At 69.2% G+C, this 19,724-nt stretch carries 17 protein-coding genes; 8 read left to right on the top strand and 9 right to left on the bottom strand.

Annotation, left to right across the window (positions count from 1 at the left end):
• Window positions 1-6: 6 nt before the first annotated feature.
• Together recX and recA are read right to left on the bottom strand one after the other, a co-directional pair.
• A complete protein-coding gene (gene recX / locus ABSY19_RS15255; protein WP_382152914.1) occupies window positions 7-468 on the bottom strand; it encodes a recombination regulator RecX in 462 nt (153 codons plus the stop codon).
• Between the two features lie 17 nt (window positions 469-485).
• The gene (gene recA / locus ABSY19_RS15250; protein WP_382152911.1) at window positions 486-1,607 is read right to left on the bottom strand and encodes a recombinase RecA; all 1,122 of its coding nucleotides are present in this window, start codon (window positions 1,605-1,607) and stop codon (window positions 486-488) included.
• A 134-nt stretch (window positions 1,608-1,741) separates the two neighbouring features.
• Between recA and ABSY19_RS15245 the strand changes: the two genes are divergently transcribed.
• The 3 genes from ABSY19_RS15245 to ABSY19_RS15235 all read left to right on the top strand — a co-directional run bounded on the left by ABSY19_RS15245 (window position 1,742) and on the right by ABSY19_RS15235 (window position 4,530).
• Window positions 1,742-2,260, top strand: coding sequence for a MarR family winged helix-turn-helix transcriptional regulator (locus tag ABSY19_RS15245; protein WP_382152908.1), 519 nt, complete (start codon window positions 1,742-1,744; stop codon window positions 2,258-2,260).
• Window positions 2,261-2,360: 100 nt separating this feature from the next.
• Window positions 2,361-3,035, top strand: coding sequence for a response regulator (locus ABSY19_RS15240; RefSeq protein ID WP_382152905.1), 675 nt, complete (start codon window positions 2,361-2,363; stop codon window positions 3,033-3,035).
• 115 nt (window positions 3,036-3,150) lie between these two features.
• Window positions 3,151-4,530, top strand: a complete 1,380-nt coding sequence (locus tag ABSY19_RS15235; RefSeq protein WP_382163823.1) for a sensor histidine kinase N-terminal domain-containing protein — start codon at window positions 3,151-3,153, stop codon at window positions 4,528-4,530.
• A 4-nt stretch (window positions 4,531-4,534) separates the two neighbouring features.
• Here ABSY19_RS15235 and ABSY19_RS15230 read toward each other — a convergent pair whose 3' ends face one another.
• Together ABSY19_RS15230 and ABSY19_RS15225 are read right to left on the bottom strand one after the other, a co-directional pair.
• Window positions 4,535-5,185, bottom strand: a complete 651-nt coding sequence (locus ABSY19_RS15230) for a glutathione S-transferase family protein (protein WP_382152902.1) — start codon at window positions 5,183-5,185, stop codon at window positions 4,535-4,537.
• Window positions 5,186-5,207: 22 nt separating this feature from the next.
• On the bottom strand, window positions 5,208-8,153 hold the full coding sequence (locus tag ABSY19_RS15225; RefSeq protein WP_382152899.1) for a DNA topoisomerase III: 2,946 nt from the start codon (window positions 8,151-8,153) through the stop codon (window positions 5,208-5,210).
• Between the two features lie 97 nt (window positions 8,154-8,250).
• On the opposite strand from ABSY19_RS15225, the gene ABSY19_RS15220 reads away from it, so the two are divergent.
• The 3 genes from ABSY19_RS15220 to ABSY19_RS15210 all read left to right on the top strand — a co-directional run bounded on the left by ABSY19_RS15220 (window position 8,251) and on the right by ABSY19_RS15210 (window position 10,471).
• The gene (locus ABSY19_RS15220) at window positions 8,251-8,790 is read left to right on the top strand and encodes an SET domain-containing protein (RefSeq protein ID WP_382152896.1); all 540 of its coding nucleotides are present in this window, start codon (window positions 8,251-8,253) and stop codon (window positions 8,788-8,790) included.
• Window positions 8,791-8,903: 113 nt separating this feature from the next.
• On the top strand, window positions 8,904-9,704 hold the full coding sequence (locus tag ABSY19_RS15215; RefSeq protein ID WP_382152893.1) for a biotin--[acetyl-CoA-carboxylase] ligase: 801 nt from the start codon (window positions 8,904-8,906) through the stop codon (window positions 9,702-9,704).
• Complete coding sequence (locus ABSY19_RS15210; RefSeq protein WP_382152891.1) at window positions 9,698-10,471, top strand: SPOR domain-containing protein; 774 nt, start codon at window positions 9,698-9,700, stop codon at window positions 10,469-10,471. The genes ABSY19_RS15215 and ABSY19_RS15210 overlap by 7 nt, the downstream gene beginning before the upstream one ends.
• 19 nt (window positions 10,472-10,490) lie before the next feature.
• On the opposite strand, the gene ABSY19_RS15205 is transcribed toward ABSY19_RS15210, so the two are convergent.
• From ABSY19_RS15205 to tkt, 5 genes are all read right to left on the bottom strand, one after another.
• Window positions 10,491-11,849 (bottom strand): S8 family serine peptidase, encoded by a 1,359-nt coding sequence (locus ABSY19_RS15205; RefSeq protein WP_382163822.1) that lies wholly within the window; start codon window positions 11,847-11,849, stop codon window positions 10,491-10,493.
• A gap of 694 nt (window positions 11,850-12,543) precedes the next feature.
• Window positions 12,544-13,440: an alpha/beta fold hydrolase gene (locus ABSY19_RS15200; protein WP_382152888.1), complete on the bottom strand. Its 897-nt coding sequence runs from the start codon at window positions 13,438-13,440 to the stop codon at window positions 12,544-12,546.
• Between the two features lie 10 nt (window positions 13,441-13,450).
• Window positions 13,451-14,053: a TetR/AcrR family transcriptional regulator gene (locus ABSY19_RS15195; RefSeq protein ID WP_382152885.1), complete on the bottom strand. Its 603-nt coding sequence runs from the start codon at window positions 14,051-14,053 to the stop codon at window positions 13,451-13,453.
• 114 nt (window positions 14,054-14,167) lie between these two features.
• On the bottom strand, window positions 14,168-15,166 hold the full coding sequence (gene gap / locus ABSY19_RS15190; RefSeq protein ID WP_382152882.1) for a type I glyceraldehyde-3-phosphate dehydrogenase: 999 nt from the start codon (window positions 15,164-15,166) through the stop codon (window positions 14,168-14,170).
• A 44-nt stretch (window positions 15,167-15,210) separates the two neighbouring features.
• Entirely contained in the window at window positions 15,211-17,211 is a 2,001-nt protein-coding gene (gene tkt / locus ABSY19_RS15185) for a transketolase (protein ID WP_382163821.1), read from the bottom strand.
• Between the two features lie 298 nt (window positions 17,212-17,509).
• Between tkt and ABSY19_RS15180 the strand changes: the two genes are divergently transcribed.
• Both ABSY19_RS15180 and ABSY19_RS15175 read left to right on the top strand, forming a co-directional pair.
• Window positions 17,510-18,214 (top strand): NDP-sugar synthase, encoded by a 705-nt coding sequence (locus ABSY19_RS15180; RefSeq protein ID WP_382163819.1) that lies wholly within the window; start codon window positions 17,510-17,512, stop codon window positions 18,212-18,214.
• A 45-nt stretch (window positions 18,215-18,259) separates the two neighbouring features.
• Entirely contained in the window at window positions 18,260-19,657 is a 1,398-nt protein-coding gene (locus ABSY19_RS15175) for an aminopeptidase P N-terminal domain-containing protein (RefSeq protein WP_382152878.1), read from the top strand.
• Window positions 19,658-19,724: the final 67 nt, after the last annotated feature.

Below are 19,724 nucleotides of genomic sequence, written 5' to 3'. Positions count from 1 at the left end.
GCGCGTTCAGTCCTCGCTGTCGTCGGCAGGCGCGCCCTTCACCACGCGCCGCACCACCTCGGCGCCAAAGCCGCGCGTGAGCAGGAAACGCATCTGCTTGCCGCGCTCGGCGGCGTCGGCCGGCGGTCCGGCGAAGCGCTTGCGCCAGACCTCGCGCGCGCGCGCTTCTTCCGAACCTTGCAGGCCCGCCACCGCCTCGGCCACCGCCTGCGGGTCCAGCCCCTTGGCCTGCAGCTCCTGGCGCACGCGCGACGCGCCCAGGCGGGCCGAGCGCCGGTGCAGCACCGACTCCAGCACGCGCTGCTCGTTGATGAAGCCTTTGGCCTCCAGCTCGTCCAGCGCTTTCGCCAGCTCGCCGGGCTCGGTTTCGTGCACGCTCAGCTTGCGCTGCAACTCGGCGCGTGAATGTTCGCGCCCGGCGAGCAGGCGCAGCGCACGGCCTTTGAGGGAAATCTGGTCGAAGGCCATGCGCGCAAGGGCGGGGATCAGGCCGCCGACGTGGCGTCAACGTCCTTGGCCTTGGCCGCCTTCTCGGCCTTTTCGGCCTTGCCGCCCTTGGCGGGCGCCGGCGCTTCGTCCACCGGCAGCAGCGGCACGCCCAGTTCGGTGCGCACCTTGTTCTCGATCTCCACGCGCAGTTCGATGTTCTCGCGCAGGAATTCGCGCGCATTGTCGCGGCCCTGGCCGATCTTCTCGCCGTTGTAGGCGTACCAGGCGCCCGACTTCTCGATCACGCGGTGCACCACGCCCAGATCGAGGATCTCGCCCTCGCGGCTGATGCCTTCGCCGAACAGGATGTCGAACTCGGCCGTCTTGAAGGGTGGCGAGACCTTGTTCTTGACCACCTTGACCTTGGTCTCGTTGCCGATCGCTTCCTCGCCCTTCTTGATCGTGCCGGTGCGGCGGATGTCCAGGCGCACCGAGGCGTAGAACTTCAGCGCGTTGCCGCCGGTGGTGGTTTCGGGGCTGCCGAACATCACACCGATCTTCATGCGGATCTGGTTGATGAAGATGACCATGCAGTTGGTCTTCTTGATGTGCGCCGTGAGTTTGCGCAGCGCCTGGCTCATCAGACGGGCCTGCAGGCCGGGCAGCGAATCGCCCATTTCGCCTTCGAGTTCGGCCTTGGGCGTGAGCGCGGCCACCGAGTCGACCACGATCAGATCGACCGCGCCGGAACGCACCAGGCTGTCGACGATCTCGAGCGCCTGCTCGCCGGTGTCGGGTTGGGAAATGAGCAGGTCCTGCAGGTTCACACCGAGCTTCTGCGCGTACTGGATGTCCAGCGCGTGCTCGGCATCGACGAAGGCGCACTGGCCGCCGAGCTTCTGCATTTCGGCAATGACCTGCAGGGTCAGCGTGGTCTTGCCCGAGGATTCCGGGCCGTAGATCTCGACCACGCGGCCCTTGGGCAGGCCGCCGACGCCCAGGGCGATGTCCAGGCCCAGCGAGCCGGTGGAGACGACCTGGATGTCCTCGATCACCTCGCCCTCGCCCAGCCGCATGATGGTGCCCTTGCCGAACTGCTTTTCGATCTGGGCCAGCGCGGCCTGCAAGGCCTTGGCTTTTTCGCTGTTGAGGGGGTTGTTCTTGACGGCTGCGTCCATGAGGGGCTCCTGAGCGGGTGGTAGAGGTTCGCAAAGCCTGTAAATGTGTACAGGCTGGATGCTTGAGCAGGAGTTTACAGGCAGGTTGAATTCGAACAAGGTGTTATTTGGTCAGTTTGCCTTACCATCAGCGAATGCCCGACACCTCCCCTGTTTTGCCCGATGACCGCTGGCGCGGCGGCCACCTGGGGCGCCTGATGGGCCTGGCACTGCGCCGCTTCGACGAGCGCGTGCTCAGCCTGATGGCGCACGACGCCAACGTGCCGCTGGCGCTCTCGCACCTGGCCGCGAGGGCGCAGGTGGGCGCCGCGCACATCCACATCACGCGCCACCTGGGCCTGCACGGCTCGCGCCTGACCGAGCTGGCGCACCAGGCGGGCATGAGCAAGCAGGCCATGGGCGACCTGGTGACGCAGTGCGAGGCCTGGGGCCTGGTGCGGCGCGAGCCGGACGCGCGCGATGCGCGGGCACGGCGCATCGTGTTCACCGACACCGGCCTGCTGTGGCTGGAGGCGTTCCGCCAGGCCGTGGCCCAGGCCGAGGCGGAATTCCGCGCCCAGGTGGGCGACGCGGTGGCCACCGTGGTGGCGCTCGGCCTGGAGGCCTATGGCTCGGAATCGCCCGGCGCGCGGGCGGCCGTGCCACCCCGCTGAACACCGTGCCGCAGGGGCCTGCGCGGCCTAAAATGGTTCGCCCGATGCCGGGCATTCCCCGATGAAGCGCTGCCCCGGCAGCCACCCAGGAGACCTTCCCATGCGCATCCTGATTGCCGAAGACGACCACGTGCTGGCGGACGGCCTGCTGCGCAGCCTGCGCGCCGCCGGCGCGGCGGTGGACCACGTCACCAGCGGCACCGAGGCCGACGCCGCCCTGCTGACCAACAACGAGTTCGACCTGCTGATCCTGGACCTGGGCCTGCCCCGGCTGCACGGCCTGGAGGTGCTCAAGCGCCTGCGTTCGCGCGGCTCCACGCTGCCGGTGCTCATCCTCACCGCGGCCGACAGCATCGAGGAGCGCGTCAAGGGCCTGGACTACGGCGCCGACGACTACATGGCCAAGCCGTTCTCGCTGCAGGAACTCGAAGCCCGCGTGCGCGCGCTCACCCGGCGCGGCATGGGCGGCTCCACCAACACCATCCGCCACGGCCCGCTCGAATACGACCAGGCCGGCCGCGTGGCCACCATCGACGGCAAGATGGTCGAGCTCTCGGCGCGTGAACTCGGCCTGCTGGAGGTGCTGCTGCAGCGCGCCGGGCGCCTGGTGAGCAAGGACCAGCTGGTCGAGCGCCTGTGCGAGTGGGGCGAAGAGGTGAGCAACAACGCCATCGAGGTCTACATCCACCGCCTGCGCAAGAAGATCGAGAAGGGCCCGATCCGCATCGCCACCGTGCGCGGTCTGGGCTACTGCCTTGAAAAAATCGCCGGCTGAAACCGAGGCTTTGATCGAGGCCGCACCGCCGCCGGTGGCGGGCCGCCCCATCCCGAAGTCGTTCGGCCTGTTCCAGCGCGAACAGCGCAGTCTGTTCGGCGAGATCCTGGACTGGATGCTCACGCCGCTGCTGCTGCTGTGGCCGCTGTCGCTGGCCCTGACCTGGTTCGTGGCCCAAGGCATCGCGAGCAAACCGTTCGACCGCGCGCTGGAGTTCAACCTGCAGGCGCTCACGCAGTTCGTGGCGAACCAGAACGGGCAGATCAGCTTCAACCTCAACGCGCAGGCGCGCGACCTGCTGCGCGCCGACGACAGCGACCTCGTCTACTACCAGGTGATCGACCCGCGCGGCAAGCTCGTCAGCGGTGAGCTGGACTTTCCCCGCCCGCGCGAGGACGAGACGCCCGAGGCCGGCCGCGTGCTGCTGCGCGACGATGTGGTGCGCGGCGATGAGGTGCGGGTGGCCTACACCTGGCTCGAGCGCAACGACGCCCAGCACCTGGTGCTGATGCAGGTGGCCGAGACACGCGGCAAGCGCTCCACGCTGGCGGCGGAAATCATCAAGGGCGTGATGGTGCCGCAGTTCGTCATCCTGCCGCTGGCCGTGCTGCTGGTGTGGCTGGCGCTGGTGCGTGGCATCCGCCCGCTCAACGAGCTGGAGCAGCGCATCCGCGCGCGCAAGCCCGACGACCTGAGCCCGATCGAGGAGTCGGCCATTCCGCAGGAGGTCGCGCCGCTGGTGTCGTCGATCAACGACCTGCTCACGCGCCTGAAGGCCTCGCTCACCACGCAGCGGCGCTTCCTGGCCGACGCGGCGCACCAGCTCAAGACGCCGCTGGCCGGCCTGCGCATGCAGGCCGAACTGGCCCAGCGCGAGAGCAACGCGGAGGAAATCCACAGCTCGCTCAAGCAGATCGCGCGCTCCAGCTCACGCGCCACGCACACCGTGAACCAGCTGCTCGCGCTGGCGCGCGCCGAGACCACCGGCCGCACCCTGCCCAGCGCGCGCGTGGACCTGGCGCGCCTGGTGCGCGGTGTGGTGCAGGACTCGGTGCCGCGCGCGCTGGAACACGGCATCGACCTGGGCTGCGAAGGCCCCGAGGAGGTGCCGGAAGACTGTCTGATGGACGGCAACCCCATCCTGCTGCAGGAGATGGTGCGCAACCTGGTGGACAACGCGATCAACTACAGCGGGCGCGGCGGCGTGGTCACCGCGCGCGTGCTGATCGATCCGTTCAGCGGCGTGCAGATCCTGCAGGTGGAGGACAACGGCCCGGGCATTCCCGAGAGCGAACGCGAGTTCGTGCTGCAGCCGTTCTACCGCGCGCTGGGCACCAACGTGGACGGCTCGGGCCTGGGCCTGACCATCGTGCAGGAGATCGCGCAGCAGCACGGCGCCACGGTGCTGATCGACAGCGCGCACCCCGAGCGCAACCCGCCCGGTCTGCTGGCCTCGGTGCGCTTCACCCCGAAGACGCCCCGACTGCCGGCCTGAACGTTCAGGCCTTGGGCTTGTAGATGTTGAGCATCAGCTTTTCGCGCTCGACCGCGCGCGCCACCGGCGGCAGCGCGGCGAAGCGCTGGGCCAGGTCCCAGGTCGCCGGCTGGGTGGTGGGATCGATGCCCGCAAAACCGCCCCAGCGCAGCAGCGTGAGCGCGTAGGCGTCCAGCGCGCCGGGGCGCTCGCCCATCATCCAGGGCGAGGCCTGCCTGGCCATCCCCTCGATCTCGTCCAGCAGGCCCTTGTAGGTCTTGGCGGCGTGGGCGCGGATCGCCTGCTTGGCGGCCTCGTCGTCGGTGAACTTGTCCGGCATGAACACGTGCGTGAAGGTGGGGTGCACGGTGTTGTTCATCCAGGTCAGGGTCTGCAGCGCGCGCGTGCGCGCCAGGCCGGACGCCGGCAGGATGCCCGCCTCGGGCAGCTTCGCATCGAGGTGCAGCAGGATGGCCACGATCTGCGTGATCACCTGGCCATCGTCCACCAGCACCGGCACCTGGCCACGCGGGTTGATCGCCAGGTACTCGGGGCTGCGCTGCTCGTTCTTGTGCAGCTTGACGCTGTGCGGCTCGAACGCGGCGCCGGAGAGCTCCAGCATGCTGTGGGGCACGAAGGAACACGCGCCGGGGGCGAAATAGAGAGTCAGGCTCATGCGGAAATCCTCTTGAAAACAATCAGCTCAGGTGCTGGCCCACGATGCCGGCGATCTCGAACATGGTGACCTGCGGCTTGCCGAACACGGCGGCGAGCTTGGCATCGGCGTTGACGCGGCGCTTGTCGGTGGCGTCCTGCAGGCCATTGGCCTTGATGTAGTCCCACAGCTTCTTCACCACCTCGGGGCGGGACACCGGGCCTTCGCCGATCACCGCGGCCAGGGCGGCGCTGGGCTGCTTGCCGCTGGCCGCCGTGGTCTTGCGCGGTGTCTTGGGCGTCTTGGCCGCCGCGGCTTTCTTGGCCGCGGGTGCCTTCTTGGCGGGCGCGGCCTTCTTCGCCGGGGCGGCCTTGGCCGGCGCGCCGGCGGCGGTCTTGCGTGGCGGGAACTTGCTCGCGCGCGGCTCGAACTCGAAGTTCACCTTGCCAGCCTCCTTGTCCCAGGCCAGGAAGGCCTTGAACGCGCGGCGCGTGCGCATGGAGACAAACTTGTCGAGCAGGTCGGTCTTGCCGGTCTCCAGCAGCTTGTTCATCTGCTCGCGCGCCACCGGCTGTTGCAGGATGATCTTGCCGCTCTTGAAGTCGCACGTGGGCGTGGGCTGGGCCAGGGTCGGCACCGATTTTTCGCACACGTAGTTGCTGCCGTGCTCGTGCACCGGGCTGCCGCACTTGGGGCAGGCGCCGAGCGACTCGCTGCCGGTGAAGTCCACCAGCTCGCCGCTTTCTTCGCCCTTCTTGTCGTCGCCGAAGTCGAACTCCAGCTTCCAGTTCTTTTCTTCTTCGTTGAACTTGATCACGATCTCGGCCACGAAGGGCCAACCCGCCTTGGAGCGGAAGCCTTCGAGCGGGCCGATCTTCTTGTCGCGCAGCAGCTGTTCGGCCTCCTCGGGTTCGAAGGTTCGCCCGGCGGGCGACTTGCCGAACGAGAAGCCGCAGCCCTCGCTGTTGCCGTCGGCCCCGGTGCAGGTGTAGCGGCGGTAGTTTTCCTTCACCACGCCGCCGCAGTTCGGGCAGGGCGTGGACAGCGTGGCGTAGTTGCCCGGAATGGTGTCGCGGTCGTATTCCTTGGCCTTCTTCACCATGCGCTCGGTCATGGCGGCGATCTCGCCCATGAAGGCGGCGCGGCTGAGCTGGCCATGCTCCATCTGCGCGAGCTTGTATTCCCACTCGCCGGTGAGCTCGGGCTTGGAGAGTTCTTCCACGCCCAGGCCGCGCAGCAGCGTCATGAGCTGGAAGGCCTTGGCGGTGGGGATGATCTCGCGGCCTTCGCGGAACATGTACTTCTCGGTCAGCAGGCCTTCGATGATGGCCGCGCGCGTGGCAGGCGTGCCCAGACCCTTTTCCTGCATGGCTTCGCGCAGCTCGTCGTCGTCCACCAGCTTGCCGGCGCCTTCCATGGCGCCCAGCAGCGTGGCTTCCGAATAGCGCGCGGGCGGCTTGGTCTTCAGGCCCTTGGGCTCGACGCTCTCGGTGCGCACGGTCTCGCCCTCGCGCACGGGCACCAGGTTCTGGCCCTTGTCACCGTCCTTGGCATCGGCCACGTCCTCGGCGGCCTCCTTGCCATAGACGGCCATCCAGCCCGGCTTCACGAGCACCTTGCCTTCGGTCTTGAAGTGGTGGTTCAGCACCGAGCTGATGCGCGTGGTCACCATGAACTCCGCGCTCGGGAAGAACACCGCCAGGAAGCGGCGCACGACTAGGTCGTACAGCTTCTGCTCGGCCTCGCTCAGGCCGCTGGGCGCCTGCAGCGTGGGGATGATGGCAAAGTGGTCGCTGACCTTGCTGTTGTCGAAGATGCGCTTGCTCGGGCGGATGTAGCTGTTGTCCAGCGCGGTCTTCGCGTGCGGCGCGAGGTGCTTCATGCCGCTGCCGGCCAGCATCTCGAAGGTCTGCCTGACGGTGGGCAGGTAGTCCTCGGGCAGGGCGCGCGAGTCGGTCCGGGGGTAGGTCAGGGCCTTGTGGCGCTCGTACAGGCTTTGCGCCAGTTGCAGCGTGGTCTTGGCCGAGAAGCCGAAGCGGCCGTTGGCCTCGCGCTGCAGGCTGGTCAGGTCGTACAGCAGGCCGCAGGCCTGGGTGGTGGGCTTGCTCTCTTCCTTGACGCTGGCGGCCTTGCCCCGCACGGCGTCGGCGATCGCCAGCGCCTCGCGCTGGGTCCAGACGCGGTCGGCGCGCAGCTCGGCGTCGGCATCGTCACCGGTGGGCTTCTTGAAGTTGGGGTCGAACCACTTGCCCGGGTACTCGCCGGCCTCGGCCAGGAAGCTGGCGTGGATTTCCCAGTAGTCGCGGCTCCTGTGGGCGCGGATCTTTTCCTCGCGCTCGACCACGATGGACAACGTGGGCGTCTGCACCCGGCCGACGGTGGTGAGGAAGAAGCCCCCGTCGCGCGAGTTGAAGGCGGTCATGGCGCGCGTGCCGTTGATGCCGACCATCCAGTCGGCCTCGGAACGGCTGCGCGCGGCATCGGCCAGGCCCAGCATCTGCTCGTTGCTGCGCAACTGCTCGAAGCCGTCTCGGATGGCCGCGGGCGTCATCGACTGCAGCCACAGGCGCTGCACCGGTTTGCCCAGGGGCTGGTAGCTGCCGTTCTTCAGGCCGCCTGCGTACTGCTCGATCAGGCGGAAGATCAGCTCCCCCTCGCGGCCCGCGTCACAGGCGTTGATGAGGCGCGACACATCCTTGCGCTTGACCAGCTTGACCACCGCGGACAGCCGCGACTTGGTCTTGTCGATCGGCTTGAGTTCGAAGTACGGCGGCAGCACCGGCAGGTGCGCGAAGCTCCACTTGCCGCGCTTCACGTCGAATTCCTCCGGCGCAGCGATCTCCACCAGGTGACCCACGGCGGAAGTCACCACGTACTTGTCATTCTCAAAGTGGTCATCGTGCTTGTCGAACTTGCCCGCCACCGGGGTAAGCGCTCGCACGATGTCTTGGGCCACGGATGGCTTCTCGGCAATGACCAGGGTTTTCATCTCTACAATCGGCTTTCCACGCGCGTGTACACGCGCACATGGGCACGCGCACACCCGCGCGCACCTGCATGAAACAACCTTACCAAATATTTCGGCCGTGACGAAAAGCCCCCGCCAGACGCAGCCGCGCCCTTCTTCCACCAAGACCAAGGCCGCCGCCCCCGCCGCCAGCCGCCGCATCCAGACCCGGCGCTCCGGCGTGCATGGCAAGGGCGTGTACGCCGTGGTCGATCTGGCCGAGGGCGAGACGCTCATCGAATACGTGGGCGAGATCATCACCTGGGAGGAGGCGCTGCGCCGCCATCCGCACGACCCGAGCGACCCGAACCACACGTTCTACTTCCACATCGATGAAGAGCACGTGATCGACGCCAAGGTCGGCGGCAATTCGGCGCGCTGGATCAACCACAGCTGCAAGCCCAACTGCGAAGCCGACGTGGAAGACGGCCGGGTGTTCATCCGCTCGCGGCGCCCCATCCAGGCCGGCGAAGAGCTGTTCTACGACTACGGCCTGGTGATCGACGAGCCCTACACGGCCAAGCTCAAGGCCGAGTACCCCTGCTGGTGCGGCGCCAAGAAGTGCCGCGGCACGCTGCTCGCCCCCAAACGCGCGGGACGCGCCTCCAAACTGGGCTGAACATGAATTACCCCCCGAAGCGCCTTTGGCGCCTCCCCCCGGGGGCAACACCTGCGCCCCGGCAAAGCCGGTTGCGCGGTGTTCTGGACGAGCGCCCGAGCGCGCCACGGTCTGTGTCTGATCTGCTCTCGCACGCGGAAGCGGTCTGGGAAGCCGTGGTGCCCCTGCTGCCGGGTTTCACGGTGGAGGTGCTGCCCAGCATCGACTCCACCAGCAGCGAGCTCATGCGGCGCGCGCGCAGCGGCCTCATGGAACCGGTGCTGCTGACCGCCGAGCAGCAGACCGCCGGACGGGGCCGGCTCGGCAAGGGCTGGCACAGCAAGCCGGGCCAATCGCTCACGTTTTCCATCGCCCTGCCGCTGGCGCCGTCGAACTGGTCGGGCCTGTCGCTCGCGGTGGGCGTGAGCCTGGCCCACAGCCTGCACCCCGACGTGCGGCTGAAATGGCCGAACGACCTCTGGCTGCACCAGCGCAAGCTCGGCGGCATCCTGGTGGAGACCGCCAGCACCGGTGACGCCGCGCAGGGCCAGCGCATGGTGGTGATCGGCGTGGGCATCAACATCGCCCGGCCCGAGGCCTCGGCCGTGGCCGCCCTGGTGCCCGACGGCTCGACCGTGGCCGCCATGGCGCCGGCCGGACTGGCCGAGGTCAGCGTGGGCATCACGCCCGGCGAGGTGCTCGAGCGCGTGGCGCCACCGCTGGTGCAGGATGTGCTCGCGTTCGCCTCGCAGGGCTTTGGCGCCTTTGCGCAGCGTTTCGCCGGCCTGGACGCCTTGCAGGGCCTGGCCGTGCAACTCTCCGATGGCACCCGGGGCACGGCCTGCGGGGTGACCCCCGACGGTGCCCTGCAGGTGTTGACCGACCAGGGCATGTTGACCGTCACCAGTTCAGAAGTGAGTGTGCGCCCATGTTGAGGTGGGCGGTCATCGTGCTGGTGCTGGCCAACGCGGGCTATTTCGCCTGGACCCAGGGCTACCTGGGTGGCCTGGGCCTGGCCCCGATCGAGCAGCGCGAGCCCCAGCGCCTGGCGCAGCAGCTCAGGCCGGAGGCCTTGCGCCTGCTCAATGGCCCCAAGGGAACGCCGGCCGACACCGCCACTGCGCCGGAGCCCGAGACGGCGGCACCACCGCCCGCGCTGCCGGCCCCGGCGGTGGAAGCCGCTCCGACGCCACCGGCCGCGCCCACCCCGGCCCCACCCACAGCGGCCGCCCCAGCGAGCGATGGCCCGCGCGCCTGCTGGCAGGCCGCCGGCTTCACCGAAGCCCAGGCCGAGCTGCTGCGCGCCGAACTCGCGCTGCTGGGCCTGACGGCGAACGGCTGGCAACTCAACGAGACCCGCAGCAGCGGCCGCTGGATCGTCTACATGGGGCGCTACGACAACACCGAGCAGGTGGAGCGCAAGAAGGCCGAGTTGCGCGGGCTGGGCGTGCAGTTCCGAGAGCTCACCGCGAATGGCCTGGCCCCGGGGCTGGCGCTGGGCACCTACTCCACTGAAGCCGCCGCGCGGCAGGCGCTGCAGCAGACCGAGCGCGACGGCGTGCGCACCGCCAGGGTGGCGCAGGAACGGGCGGAAAGCGTGTCGTTCGCGCTGCGCCTGCCCGCCATCACCGACGCCCAGCGCGCGGCGGTGGAGGGGTTGCGCGAGGCCATGGCCGGCAAGGCGCTGCGCCGCTGCGGCTGAACCGACGGGCGGGCTCGGCTCAGATCCGACGGCGGCGGCGCTGGCACAGCGCCACGGCGATCACCCAGGCCCACAGGCTCAAACCCCAGAGCTGGCCAGCGGAGCCGCCGCCTCCTCCTCCGCTGCTGCTGGCGGCGAGCACGGGCATGGCCGCCACCGCGCGCACGGTGTCTTCACCCGTGCGGCCGAAGTTGTCGACCACGGTGAGCGAGAACACATAGCTGTCCTCCGCCACGAGCGTGCCCTTGGCCACCGCGCTGCTGGCCGACGAGAGCGTGACCGGCGGCCCGCTCACCTGCACCCACTGGTAGGACACGATGCTGCGACCGGGAATGGGCACGCTCTGGCTGCCGTCGAGCGTGATCACCGTGCCCGGCTCGACCTCACCCACCGGCTTGATCACCACCGCCGGGCCGGTGGCCAGCTGCACCGAGGTGTTGGCGTCCAGCAGGCCGGCGCCGCAGGTGGTGGTGGTGCAGTTGCAAACGGCGCCCGCGCCCGGGGTGCCGCACGCGGCCAATCCCGTCACCACGTGAGGTCGGGCCCCCGCCTTCATGCGCTCGATGAGCTGGCGCGGGCTCAGGAAGGGGTTGACCGCCAGCATCAGGCTGGCGATGCCCGCGGCCTGTGGCGCGGCAAAGCTGGTGCCCTGCTTGTAGCCATACATGTCGACCCCTGGCGTGGTCGTGCCGCTGTTGTCGGTCGAGTACAGCAAGGTCGATGGGCCTGCATCGGTCGAGCCCCCGGGCGCGGCCAATGCCACGCGGGTGCCGAAACTGGAATAGTCGGCCTTCGCCCCATCCTTGCGCACCGAGGCCACGGTCATGACCCGGCGGCAGTCGGCCGGGCGGGTCAGCGTGGTGTTCGAATTGCCGGCCGCCACGACGATGAGGGCGCCCGCGTTGGTGACCGCGTCGATGGTGGTCTGGTAGCCCGGCGTGCAGGCCGAATCGCCACCAAAACTGAGGTTGATCACGCGCGCCGGGTTCGGGTTGATCGGCAGGCCCGAGACCGGCAGGCCGGCCGCCCAGCGCAGGCCGTCGAGCAGGTCCGACAGGTGCGCGCCGCATTTGCCCGAGACGCGCACCGGCAGCACCTTCGCACCCCAGTTCAGGCCCGCGACGCCCTGGGCGTTGTCGGTGGCGGCGGCGATCTGCCCCGCGATGAAGGTGCCGTGCCAGGTGCTGTTGGACAGGTCGCAGCCCGCGAACAGCGGATTCGCCAGGTCGGCAGGGTGCACCCAGTCACCCGGGTCGCTTGGGTCGGGGTCGCGCCCGTCGCCGTCGTTGGACACGGCCAGCTCACTCACCAGGTCGTAGCCGGGCAGCAGCTTGCCGGCCAGATCCGGGTGTCCCGCCCGGATGCCGCTGTCGACCACCGCCACGACCGCCGTGGACCCGGAGGTGCTGCCGGTCGTGTCGCCCCAGGCGGGGGGCAGGTTCAGGCCCGTCAGGTTCACCAGATCGGGCGTCTGCAGGTGCCATTGCTGGGGAAACAGCGTGTCGCTGGGGGTGACGGGCGCGCCCAGGCGGGGCACCAGCACATCGGGCTCGACCCAGGCCACGTCGGGATGCAGGCGCGCGCGGCGCACGGCGTTGTCCAGCGCCTGGCCACGCAAGGGCCGATCGAAGCGCAGCAGGCGGGCGTTGCCTGCCTCGCCGGCTTGGCCCGACGGCAGCCCGACCTCGCGCGCCCAGCGGGTCAGGCGCTCGCGGCCCTGGCGGGCGTTGCGGTCCCATTGCGAACGGGCCCGCTCACGTCCGGAGGCCCAGGGCCCCTGGTCCGTCGCGGTGTTCGATTCGAGTTCGTCGCCCTTGAAGCCGATGATCAGGCCGGCCGCCTCACGCCGGCTGGACGGCTCCTGCGCCATGGCGGGAGTGGCAATCAGGCCCGCCAGGGTGGCCGTGCACAGGAGCAGTGCTGGAAACAGTCGCCGCATGGAATGGGGAGGGCCGGAAGGGCAAGCGAGGCAAGGTGGGGGATGTGTCGGAACATTTTGACATGCCGGTCTTTCGCATGGCCCTTATCCCCTGGCGATTCGGCATTTCCGCACAGCTTTACAACACCCGCGCTCAGCGGCCGGCCAAAGGGGCGGCGGCGGGACGCAGCGCCTCGAACCAGTCGAGCGCCTCGTTCCACAAGGGCAAGGCCTTGGGCCGGAAGTAGCCCATGTGGCCGATCGGCCCCAGGCCCGCGCGGCGCGGGTCGATGGTGACGGCCCGCACCGAGCTGTTGCGGTAACCGGCCATGAAGGCATCGCGCGAGGCCGGTGGCGCCCAGGCATCGTCCAGCGCGTTGGCGGCCACGATCGGGAAACGCACCTGGCCGAAGCGTTCGGTGGTGGCCTGCATCTGCGGGTCGTCGAAGAAGTAGCGCGGGAAGCGGCACCAGCCGCGCCACTGGCGGTACACGTCCAGCGGCAGGTCTTCGCCCATGCCCAGGCGGCTCCAGGGCAGGTAACCGGCGAACCTGGTCCACACCGGCCCCAGCACGCGCCACATGAACAGCACCCTCATGCGCTCCAGCGGCGGCATCCAGCCGTGCCAGCCGGCGCCGGTGGCGAAGGTGTAGGCGCCGTCCACCCAGTCGTGGTGCGGCAGCAGGCCCAGGGCATGACCGCCGTACGAATGGCCCACCAGGTACAGCGGCATGCCGTCCTGGCGCATGGCTTCGACGGCGGCGGCCAGGTCGAGCCGGCCCCAATCGAGGTAGTCCATGCGAAAGCCCTTGAGCGTGGGCGGGGCCGACTCGCCGATGCCCCGGTAGTCCAGCGTGAGCACGTCGAAGCCGCGGCGCGCGGCATGTTCGGCAAAGCGCTTGTAAAAGCCCTGTGGCACGGCGGTCGCACCCCCGATCACGAGGTGGGCGCGGGCCGGCGTGGGGCTGCGGTAGCGGCGGGCCGAGAGCGGGTAGCCGTCGGCGGCGGTCAGCAGGAGGGTTTCGATGCGAACGTCCGGGGGGGTGCTCATGGGGGTCTCCTCAAGTGGTGCCCGTTCCGCGCGGGCGGCGCGCGGCGAGCAGGCCCAGCAGCGTCTGGACGGCCTGCTGGATGGGTTCGGTGCTGTGGGCCACGCGCGCCTGCAACAGCCCGCCTTCGTAGGTGGCGACGATCAGCGCCGCCACACCCCGGGCCGACTCGCGCGGCTCGCCGGCCTGTTCCAGCGCCAGCGCGATGCGCTCGCGCAAGGTGGCGAAGGCGCGCGCCAGGGCCTCGCGCAGCGCGTGGTCGTCTGGCGTGCTCTCCAGCGCGACGGTCGCCAGCGGGCAGCCGGCGTGAAAGCCCGTGCTGCTCAGGCGCTGGGTCGCGCCCTGCATCCATTGCCGCGCGGCTTCGATCGGGTCGCCCTCCTTGGCCAGCAGGCCGTCCAGCCAGCCCAGCATGCGCGCGACCACATCGTCGATCGCGGCCACGGCGAGTTCGGTCTTGCCGCCGGGAAAGTGGTGGTACAGCACGCCCTTGGGCGCGCCGGCCTGGGCCAGCAGTTCGGTCAGGCCGATGCCGTGCAGGCCGCGCCGGCGCAGGGCGTCGGTCATGGCCGCGATCAGGCGTTCGCGGGTGCCGGGGGCGGGGGTGTCGGTCATGGGGCGCAATCTATAGACCGGTCGGTCTAGTGTCAATGCGCGCCTGTCACCGAGGTGAACCGGGCAAGAAAAAAGCGCCCGAAGGCGCTTTTTTCAAGTCGAGTGAGCTTGCGCTTACTTGGCGACGACGCGAACCATTTCGAGGCACTTGTTGGAGTAGCCCCATTCGTTGTCGTACCAGCTCACGACCTTGATGAAGGTCTTGTCCAGCGCGATGCCGGCGTCCGCGTCGAAGATCGAGGTGCGCGTGTCGCCCCGGAAATCGGTGGCCACCACCTTGTCGGTCGTGTAGCCCAGCACGCCCTTCAAGGCGCCTTCGCTCTGCGCCTTCATCTCCGCGCAGATCTCTTCGTAGCTCGCTTCCTTGTTCAGCTCCACCGTCAGGTCCACCACCGAGACGTCGGAAGTCGGCACCCGGAAGCTCATGCCCGTGAGCTTCTTGTTGAGCTCGGGGATCACCACGCCCACGGCCTTGGCCGCGCCCGTGCTGCTGGGGATGATGTTCTCCAGGATGCCGCGGCCGCCGCGCCAGTCCTTGTTGCTCGGGCCGTCCACCGTCTTCTGCGTGGCCGTGGCTGCGTGCACCGTGGTCATCAGACCGCGCTTGATGCCCCACTTGTCGTTGAGCACCTTGGCGATCGGCGCCAGGCAGTTGGTGGTGCACGAGGCGTTGGAGATGATGGCCTCGCCCTTGTAGGTCTTGTCGTTCACGCCGTAGACGAACATGGGGGTGTCGTCCTTGCTCGGGGCCGACAGGATCACCTTCTTCGCACCCGCGTCCAGGTGCTTCTGGGCCGTGACCTTGTCCAGGAACAGGCCGGTGGATTCGATCACCACGTCGGCGCCGACTTCGGCCCACTTCAGGTTGGCGGGGTCGCGCTCCTGGGTCAGGCGGATCTTCTTGCCGTTGACGATCAGCGTGTTGCCCTCGACCTTGACTTCACCCTTGAAGCGGCCGTGCACGCTGTCGTACTGCAGCATGTAGGCCAGGTAGTCGGGTTCGAGCAGGTCGTTGATCGCCACCACTTCGATGTCTTGGAAGTTCTGGATGGCGCTGCGCAACACGTTGCGGCCGATGCGGCCGAAGCCGTTGATGCCGATCTTGATCGTCATGTCTCGTCTCTCCTGGAAGGTTTCAAAAAAGGGTTAACCAAAATTCACTTCGCGAGCACGGCGCGCACCGTGTCCGCCACGTTCTGCTCGGTGAAGCCGAAGTGCTTGAACAGCACCGGCGCCGGGGCCGACTCGCCGTAGGTGTCGATGCCGACCACGGCGGCCACGCCGTACTTCCACCAGCCGTCGGTGGTGCCCATCTCGACCGCGATGCGTGGCACGCCGGCCGGCAGCACCGAGGCCTTGTAGGCGGCGGTCTGGCGGTCGAAGGTGGTGGTGCTGGGCATGGAGACCACGCGCACGGCGATCTTGTGCTCGCGCGCCAGCAGTTCCTGCGCCTTCAGGGCGAGCTGCACTTCGGAGCCGGTGGCGATGATCACGGCCTGCGCCTTTTTCTTCAGGCCCACCTCGGCCGGCTCGGCCAGCACGTAGGCGCCCTGGCTGATGTGGCCCAGGTCGTTCTTCGGCGCGTAAGGCAGGTTCTGGCGGCTGAGCAGCAGCGCGGTCGGGCGACTGGCGTTCTCCAGCGCCACGGCCCAGGCCACGGCGGTCTCGGCCGTGTCGGCGGGGCGCCACACGTCCAGGTTGGGGATCAGGCGCAGGCTGGCCGCGTGCTCGATGGACTGGTGCGTCGGGCCGTCTTCGCCCAGGCCGATGGAGTCGTGCGTGAACACGTGGATCACGCGCTGCTTCATCAGCGCGGCCATGCGGATGGCGTTGCGGCTGTAGTCGCTGAAGGTGAGGAAGGTGCCGCCGTAGGGGATGAAGCCGCCGTGCAGCGCCACGCCGTTCATGATCGCGGCCATGCCGAACTCGCGCACGCCGTAGTTGATGTGGCGCCCGCCCTGGCCCTGCTCGTTCTTCACCACGTCACCTGCCATGTTGAAACGCAGGCTGGGGGTGGACTTGGTGTTGGTGAGGTTGGAGCCGGTGAGGTCGGCGCTGCCGCCCAGCAGCTCGGGCAGCGCGGCGGTGAAGGTCTCCAGCGCCAGCTGGCTGGCCTTGCGACTGGCCACGGTTTCGGCCTTGGTGTGCGCGCCCACGGCGGCGTCCACCGCGACCTGCGCGAAGTTCTTCGGCAGCTCGCCCTTCATGCGGCGGGTGAACTCCTTGGCCAGTTCGGGGAAGGCGGCCTTGTAGGCGGCGAACTTCCCGTTCCAGTCGGCCTCCACGGCCTGGCCGGCGGCCTTGGCGTCCCAGGCGGCGTACACGTCCTGCGGCACCTCGAAGGGCTTGTGCATCCAGCCCAGGGCCTCGCGGGTGAGCTGGATCTCTTCGCCGCCCAGCGGCTCGCCGTGCGCCTTGGCGGTGTTGGCCCGGTTCGGGCTGCCCTTGCCGATGTGCGTCTTGCAGATGATCAGCGTGGGGCCAAAGGTGCCCATGCTGGCCTTGTTCTTGGCGTCGGCGATCGCGCGGTCCACGGCGTCGGTGTCGTGGCCGTCGATCGGGCCGATCACGTTCCAGCCGCTGGCGGTGAAGCGCAGCGCGGTGTTGTCGATGAACCAGGGCGTGACCTGACCATCGATCGAGATGCCGTTGTCGTCGTACAGCGCGATCAGCTTGTTGAGCTTCCAGGCGCCGGCCAGGGCCACGGCCTCGTGGCTGATGCCTTCCATCAGGCAACCGTCGCCCAGGAACACGTAGGTGTGGTGGTCGACGATGGCGTGGCCATCGCGGTTGAATTCGGCCGCCAGCAGCTTCTCGGCCAGCGCCATGCCCACGGCGTTGGTGATGCCCTGGCCCAGCGGGCCGGTGGTGGTTTCCACGCCGGGGGTGATGCCCACCTCGGGGTGGCCGGCGGTCTTGCTGTGCAGCTGGCGGAAGTTCTTGAGTTCGCCGATCGGCAGCTTGTAGCCCGTGAGGTGCAACAGCGCGTAAATCAGCATGGAACCGTGGCCGTTCGAGAGCACGAAACGGTCGCGGTTGGCCCACTGCGGGTTGGTCGGGTTGTGGCGCAGATGGCGCCCCCAGAGGGCGACCGCCATGTCCGCCATGCCCATGGGCGCGCCGGGGTGGCCCGAGTTCGCCTGTTGCACCGCGTCCATGGCCAGGGCGCGGATGGCGTTGGCCTGGGTCTGGGCGGTCACGGCCGAAGCGGCGGGGGCGGTGCGGGGGGGGTGCTGGCGGCGTCGGACATGGGGTGCTGGGGGAGGGTATGAGGAAGGAACAATTGCGCGGCGGCGCAAAACAGGGGATTTTATCGGGCCGCCCGGACCAGCGCCCCAGACGGCCGGCCGAGCCGCGCGCAGGCGCTCATAATTCCGGATGCGTCGGGCCCTGTGAACCCGGTACGCCCACCGTCCACCACCCATGACCCGACTTGCCACCGCCCCCATCCCGGCCATGCTGCTCGCCGCCGGGCGCGGCATGCGCATGCGCCCCCTGACGGACGAAACGCCCAAGCCCCTGCTGACGGTGCAGGGCCGGCCCTTGATGCAGTGGCCGATGGAGGCCTTGCTGGCCGGCGGCTTCCGGCGCCTGGTGGTCAACACCGCCTGGCTGGGTGAACAGATCGACGCCTTCTGCGCCGACTGGCAGGCGCAGCACCCGGGCACCGAGGTGACCGTCTCGCGCGAAGGCCAGGACTTCGGCTACGCGCTCGAAACCGCCGGGGGCATCGCGCGCGCGCTGCCGCTGCTGGGCGATGTGTTCTGGGTGCTCGCGGGCGACGTGTACGCGCCGGAGTTCGCCTTCACGCCGACCAACGTGGCCCGCTTCAAGGCCAGCGGCCAGCTCGCCCACCTCTGGCTGGTGCCCAACCCGCCGCACCACCCACGCGGCGATTTCGGCCTGAGCGCCGAGGGCCTGGCGCTCAACGAGGCCGAGATGCGCCACACCTACAGCACCATCGGCCTGTACCGCCGCGAGCTGTTCGAGGCGCCCTGGTGCGAGATCGTGCCGGGCAACCCGCAGGGCACGGCCGAGCCGCTGGCACCGCTGCTGCGCCGCGCCATGGACGCCGGCCTGGTGAGCGCCGAGCTCTACACCGGCCCCTGGGTGGACGTGGGCACCCCAGAGCGACTCGCGGAACTGAACACCGCGGGCTGATCCCCACGCCCCACGGCGCGCGCCAAAACGCCGACAATGGCCCGCATGGACTCCACCACCCACACCACCCTGTACGCGGAGCGCCGCGCCCGCGTGGCCGCCCAGCTCGGTGCCGGCGGCATCGCCATCGTGCCCACCGCGCTGGAACGGCCACGCAACCGCGACACCGATTTCATCTACCGGCACGACAGCTACTTCTATTACCTCACCGGTTTCACCGAGCCCAATGCCTGGCTGGTGATCACCGCCGAGGGCCAGACCACGCTGTTCTGCCAGCCCAAGGACCTGGAGCGCGAGATCTGGGACGGCATCCGTCTGGGCCCCGAAGCCGCACCGGAACACCTGGGCGTGAGCGAGGCGTTTTCCGTCGCCGAACTCGACCAGCGCCTGCCCAAATTGCTGGAGAACCGCCAGACCGTGTGGTACCCCTTCGCCACGCACGCGGGGCTGGAGAGCCGCATCAACGGCTGGCTGCAACCGGTGCGCGCGCGCGTGCGCTACGGCGCGCTGTGCCCCGAATCGCAGCGCGACCTCTGCGGCATCCTCGACGAACTGCGGCTGGTGAAGGACGCCTTCGAGCAGGCCACCATGCGCCGCGCCGCGCAGATCAGCGCCAAGGCCCACATCCGCGCCATGCAGCGCAGCGCGGCCATGCTGCGCGCCGGGCAGGACGTGCGCGAGTACCACCTCGACGCCGAGCTGCTGCACAGCTTTCGCGAACACGGCTCGCAGTACCCGGCCTACGGCAGCATCGTGGCCGCCGGCGCCAACGCCTGCGTGCTGCACTACCGCGCCGACGCCGCGCCGATCCGCAGCGGCGAGCTGGTGCTGATCGACGCCGGCTGCGAACTCGACGGCTACGCCAGCGACATCACCCGCACCTTTCCCGCCAACGGCCGCTTCACCGGCCCGCAGCGCACGCTGTACGACCTCGTGCTCGCCAGCCAGGACGCCGCCGTGGCCGCCACCAAGGCCGGCGCGCGCTTCGTCGACCCGCACGAGGCCACCGTGGCCGTGCTGGCCCAGGGCCTGCTCGACGTCGGCCTGCTGGACCGCAACAAGGTCGGCAACGCGCAGGACGTGATCGCCCACCGCGCCTACTTCCCGTTCTACATGCACCGCACCGGCCACTGGCTGGGCATGGACGTGCACGACTGCGGCAGCTACGTGGAGCCCTCCGAGCTGGGCAGCGTGAGCGAGCGCCAGGACCCGCTCAGCGGCGAGACCATCAAGGACCGGCCCAGCCGCGTGCTGCGCCCCGGCATGGTGCTCACCATCGAGCCCGGCCTGTACGTGCGGCCGGGCGAAGGCGTGCCCGAGCATTTCTGGAACATCGGCATCCGCATCGAGGACGACGCCATCGTCACCGCGACCGGCTGCGAACTCATCTCGCGCGACGTGCCGGTGAAGGCCGACGAGATCGAAGCCCTGATGCGCGCTTGACGCAGGTCAAGGACGCCGCCGATGGGCCCATCGGCGGCTGGGTCTTGGATACATAGCAGGAATCATT

Origin of the sequence: Hydrogenophaga sp. ANAO-22, assembly GCF_042466645.1 — a bacterium.
Classification (GTDB): domain Bacteria; phylum Pseudomonadota; class Gammaproteobacteria; order Burkholderiales; family Burkholderiaceae_C; genus Hydrogenophaga.
The sequence above is the reverse complement of the archived record's forward strand: the minus strand, read 5'-3'. Positions and strand labels throughout refer to the sequence as shown.

Bases quoted from the DNA above. Each gene is read 5' to 3' on its own strand.
- recX (WP_382152914.1), bottom strand. From the start codon at position 468: ATGGCCTTCGACCAGATTTCCCTCAAAGGCCGTGCGCTGCGCCTGCTC.
- recA (WP_382152911.1), bottom strand. From the start codon at position 1,607: ATGGACGCAGCCGTCAAGAACAACCCCCTCAACAGCGAAAAAGCCAAG.
- ABSY19_RS15245 (WP_382152908.1), top strand. From the start codon at position 1,742: ATGCCCGACACCTCCCCTGTTTTGCCCGATGACCGCTGGCGCGGCGGC.
- ABSY19_RS15240 (WP_382152905.1), top strand. From the start codon at position 2,361: ATGCGCATCCTGATTGCCGAAGACGACCACGTGCTGGCGGACGGCCTG.
- ABSY19_RS15235 (WP_382163823.1), top strand. From the start codon at position 3,151: ATGCTCACGCCGCTGCTGCTGCTGTGGCCGCTGTCGCTGGCCCTGACC.
- ABSY19_RS15230 (WP_382152902.1), bottom strand. From the start codon at position 5,185: ATGAGCCTGACTCTCTATTTCGCCCCCGGCGCGTGTTCCTTCGTGCCC.
- ABSY19_RS15225 (WP_382152899.1), bottom strand. From the start codon at position 8,153: ATGAAAACCCTGGTCATTGCCGAGAAGCCATCCGTGGCCCAAGACATC.
- ABSY19_RS15210 (WP_382152891.1), top strand. From the start codon at position 9,698: ATGTTGAGGTGGGCGGTCATCGTGCTGGTGCTGGCCAACGCGGGCTAT.
- ABSY19_RS15200 (WP_382152888.1), bottom strand. From the start codon at position 13,440: ATGAGCACCCCCCCGGACGTTCGCATCGAAACCCTCCTGCTGACCGCC.
- ABSY19_RS15195 (WP_382152885.1), bottom strand. From the start codon at position 14,053: ATGACCGACACCCCCGCCCCCGGCACCCGCGAACGCCTGATCGCGGCC.
- gap (WP_382152882.1), bottom strand. From the start codon at position 15,166: ATGACGATCAAGATCGGCATCAACGGCTTCGGCCGCATCGGCCGCAAC.
- tkt (WP_382163821.1), bottom strand. From the start codon at position 17,211: ATGGACGCGGTGCAACAGGCGAACTCGGGCCACCCCGGCGCGCCCATG.
- ABSY19_RS15180 (WP_382163819.1), top strand. From the start codon at position 17,510: ATGCTGCTCGCCGCCGGGCGCGGCATGCGCATGCGCCCCCTGACGGAC.
- ABSY19_RS15175 (WP_382152878.1), top strand. From the start codon at position 18,260: ATGGACTCCACCACCCACACCACCCTGTACGCGGAGCGCCGCGCCCGC.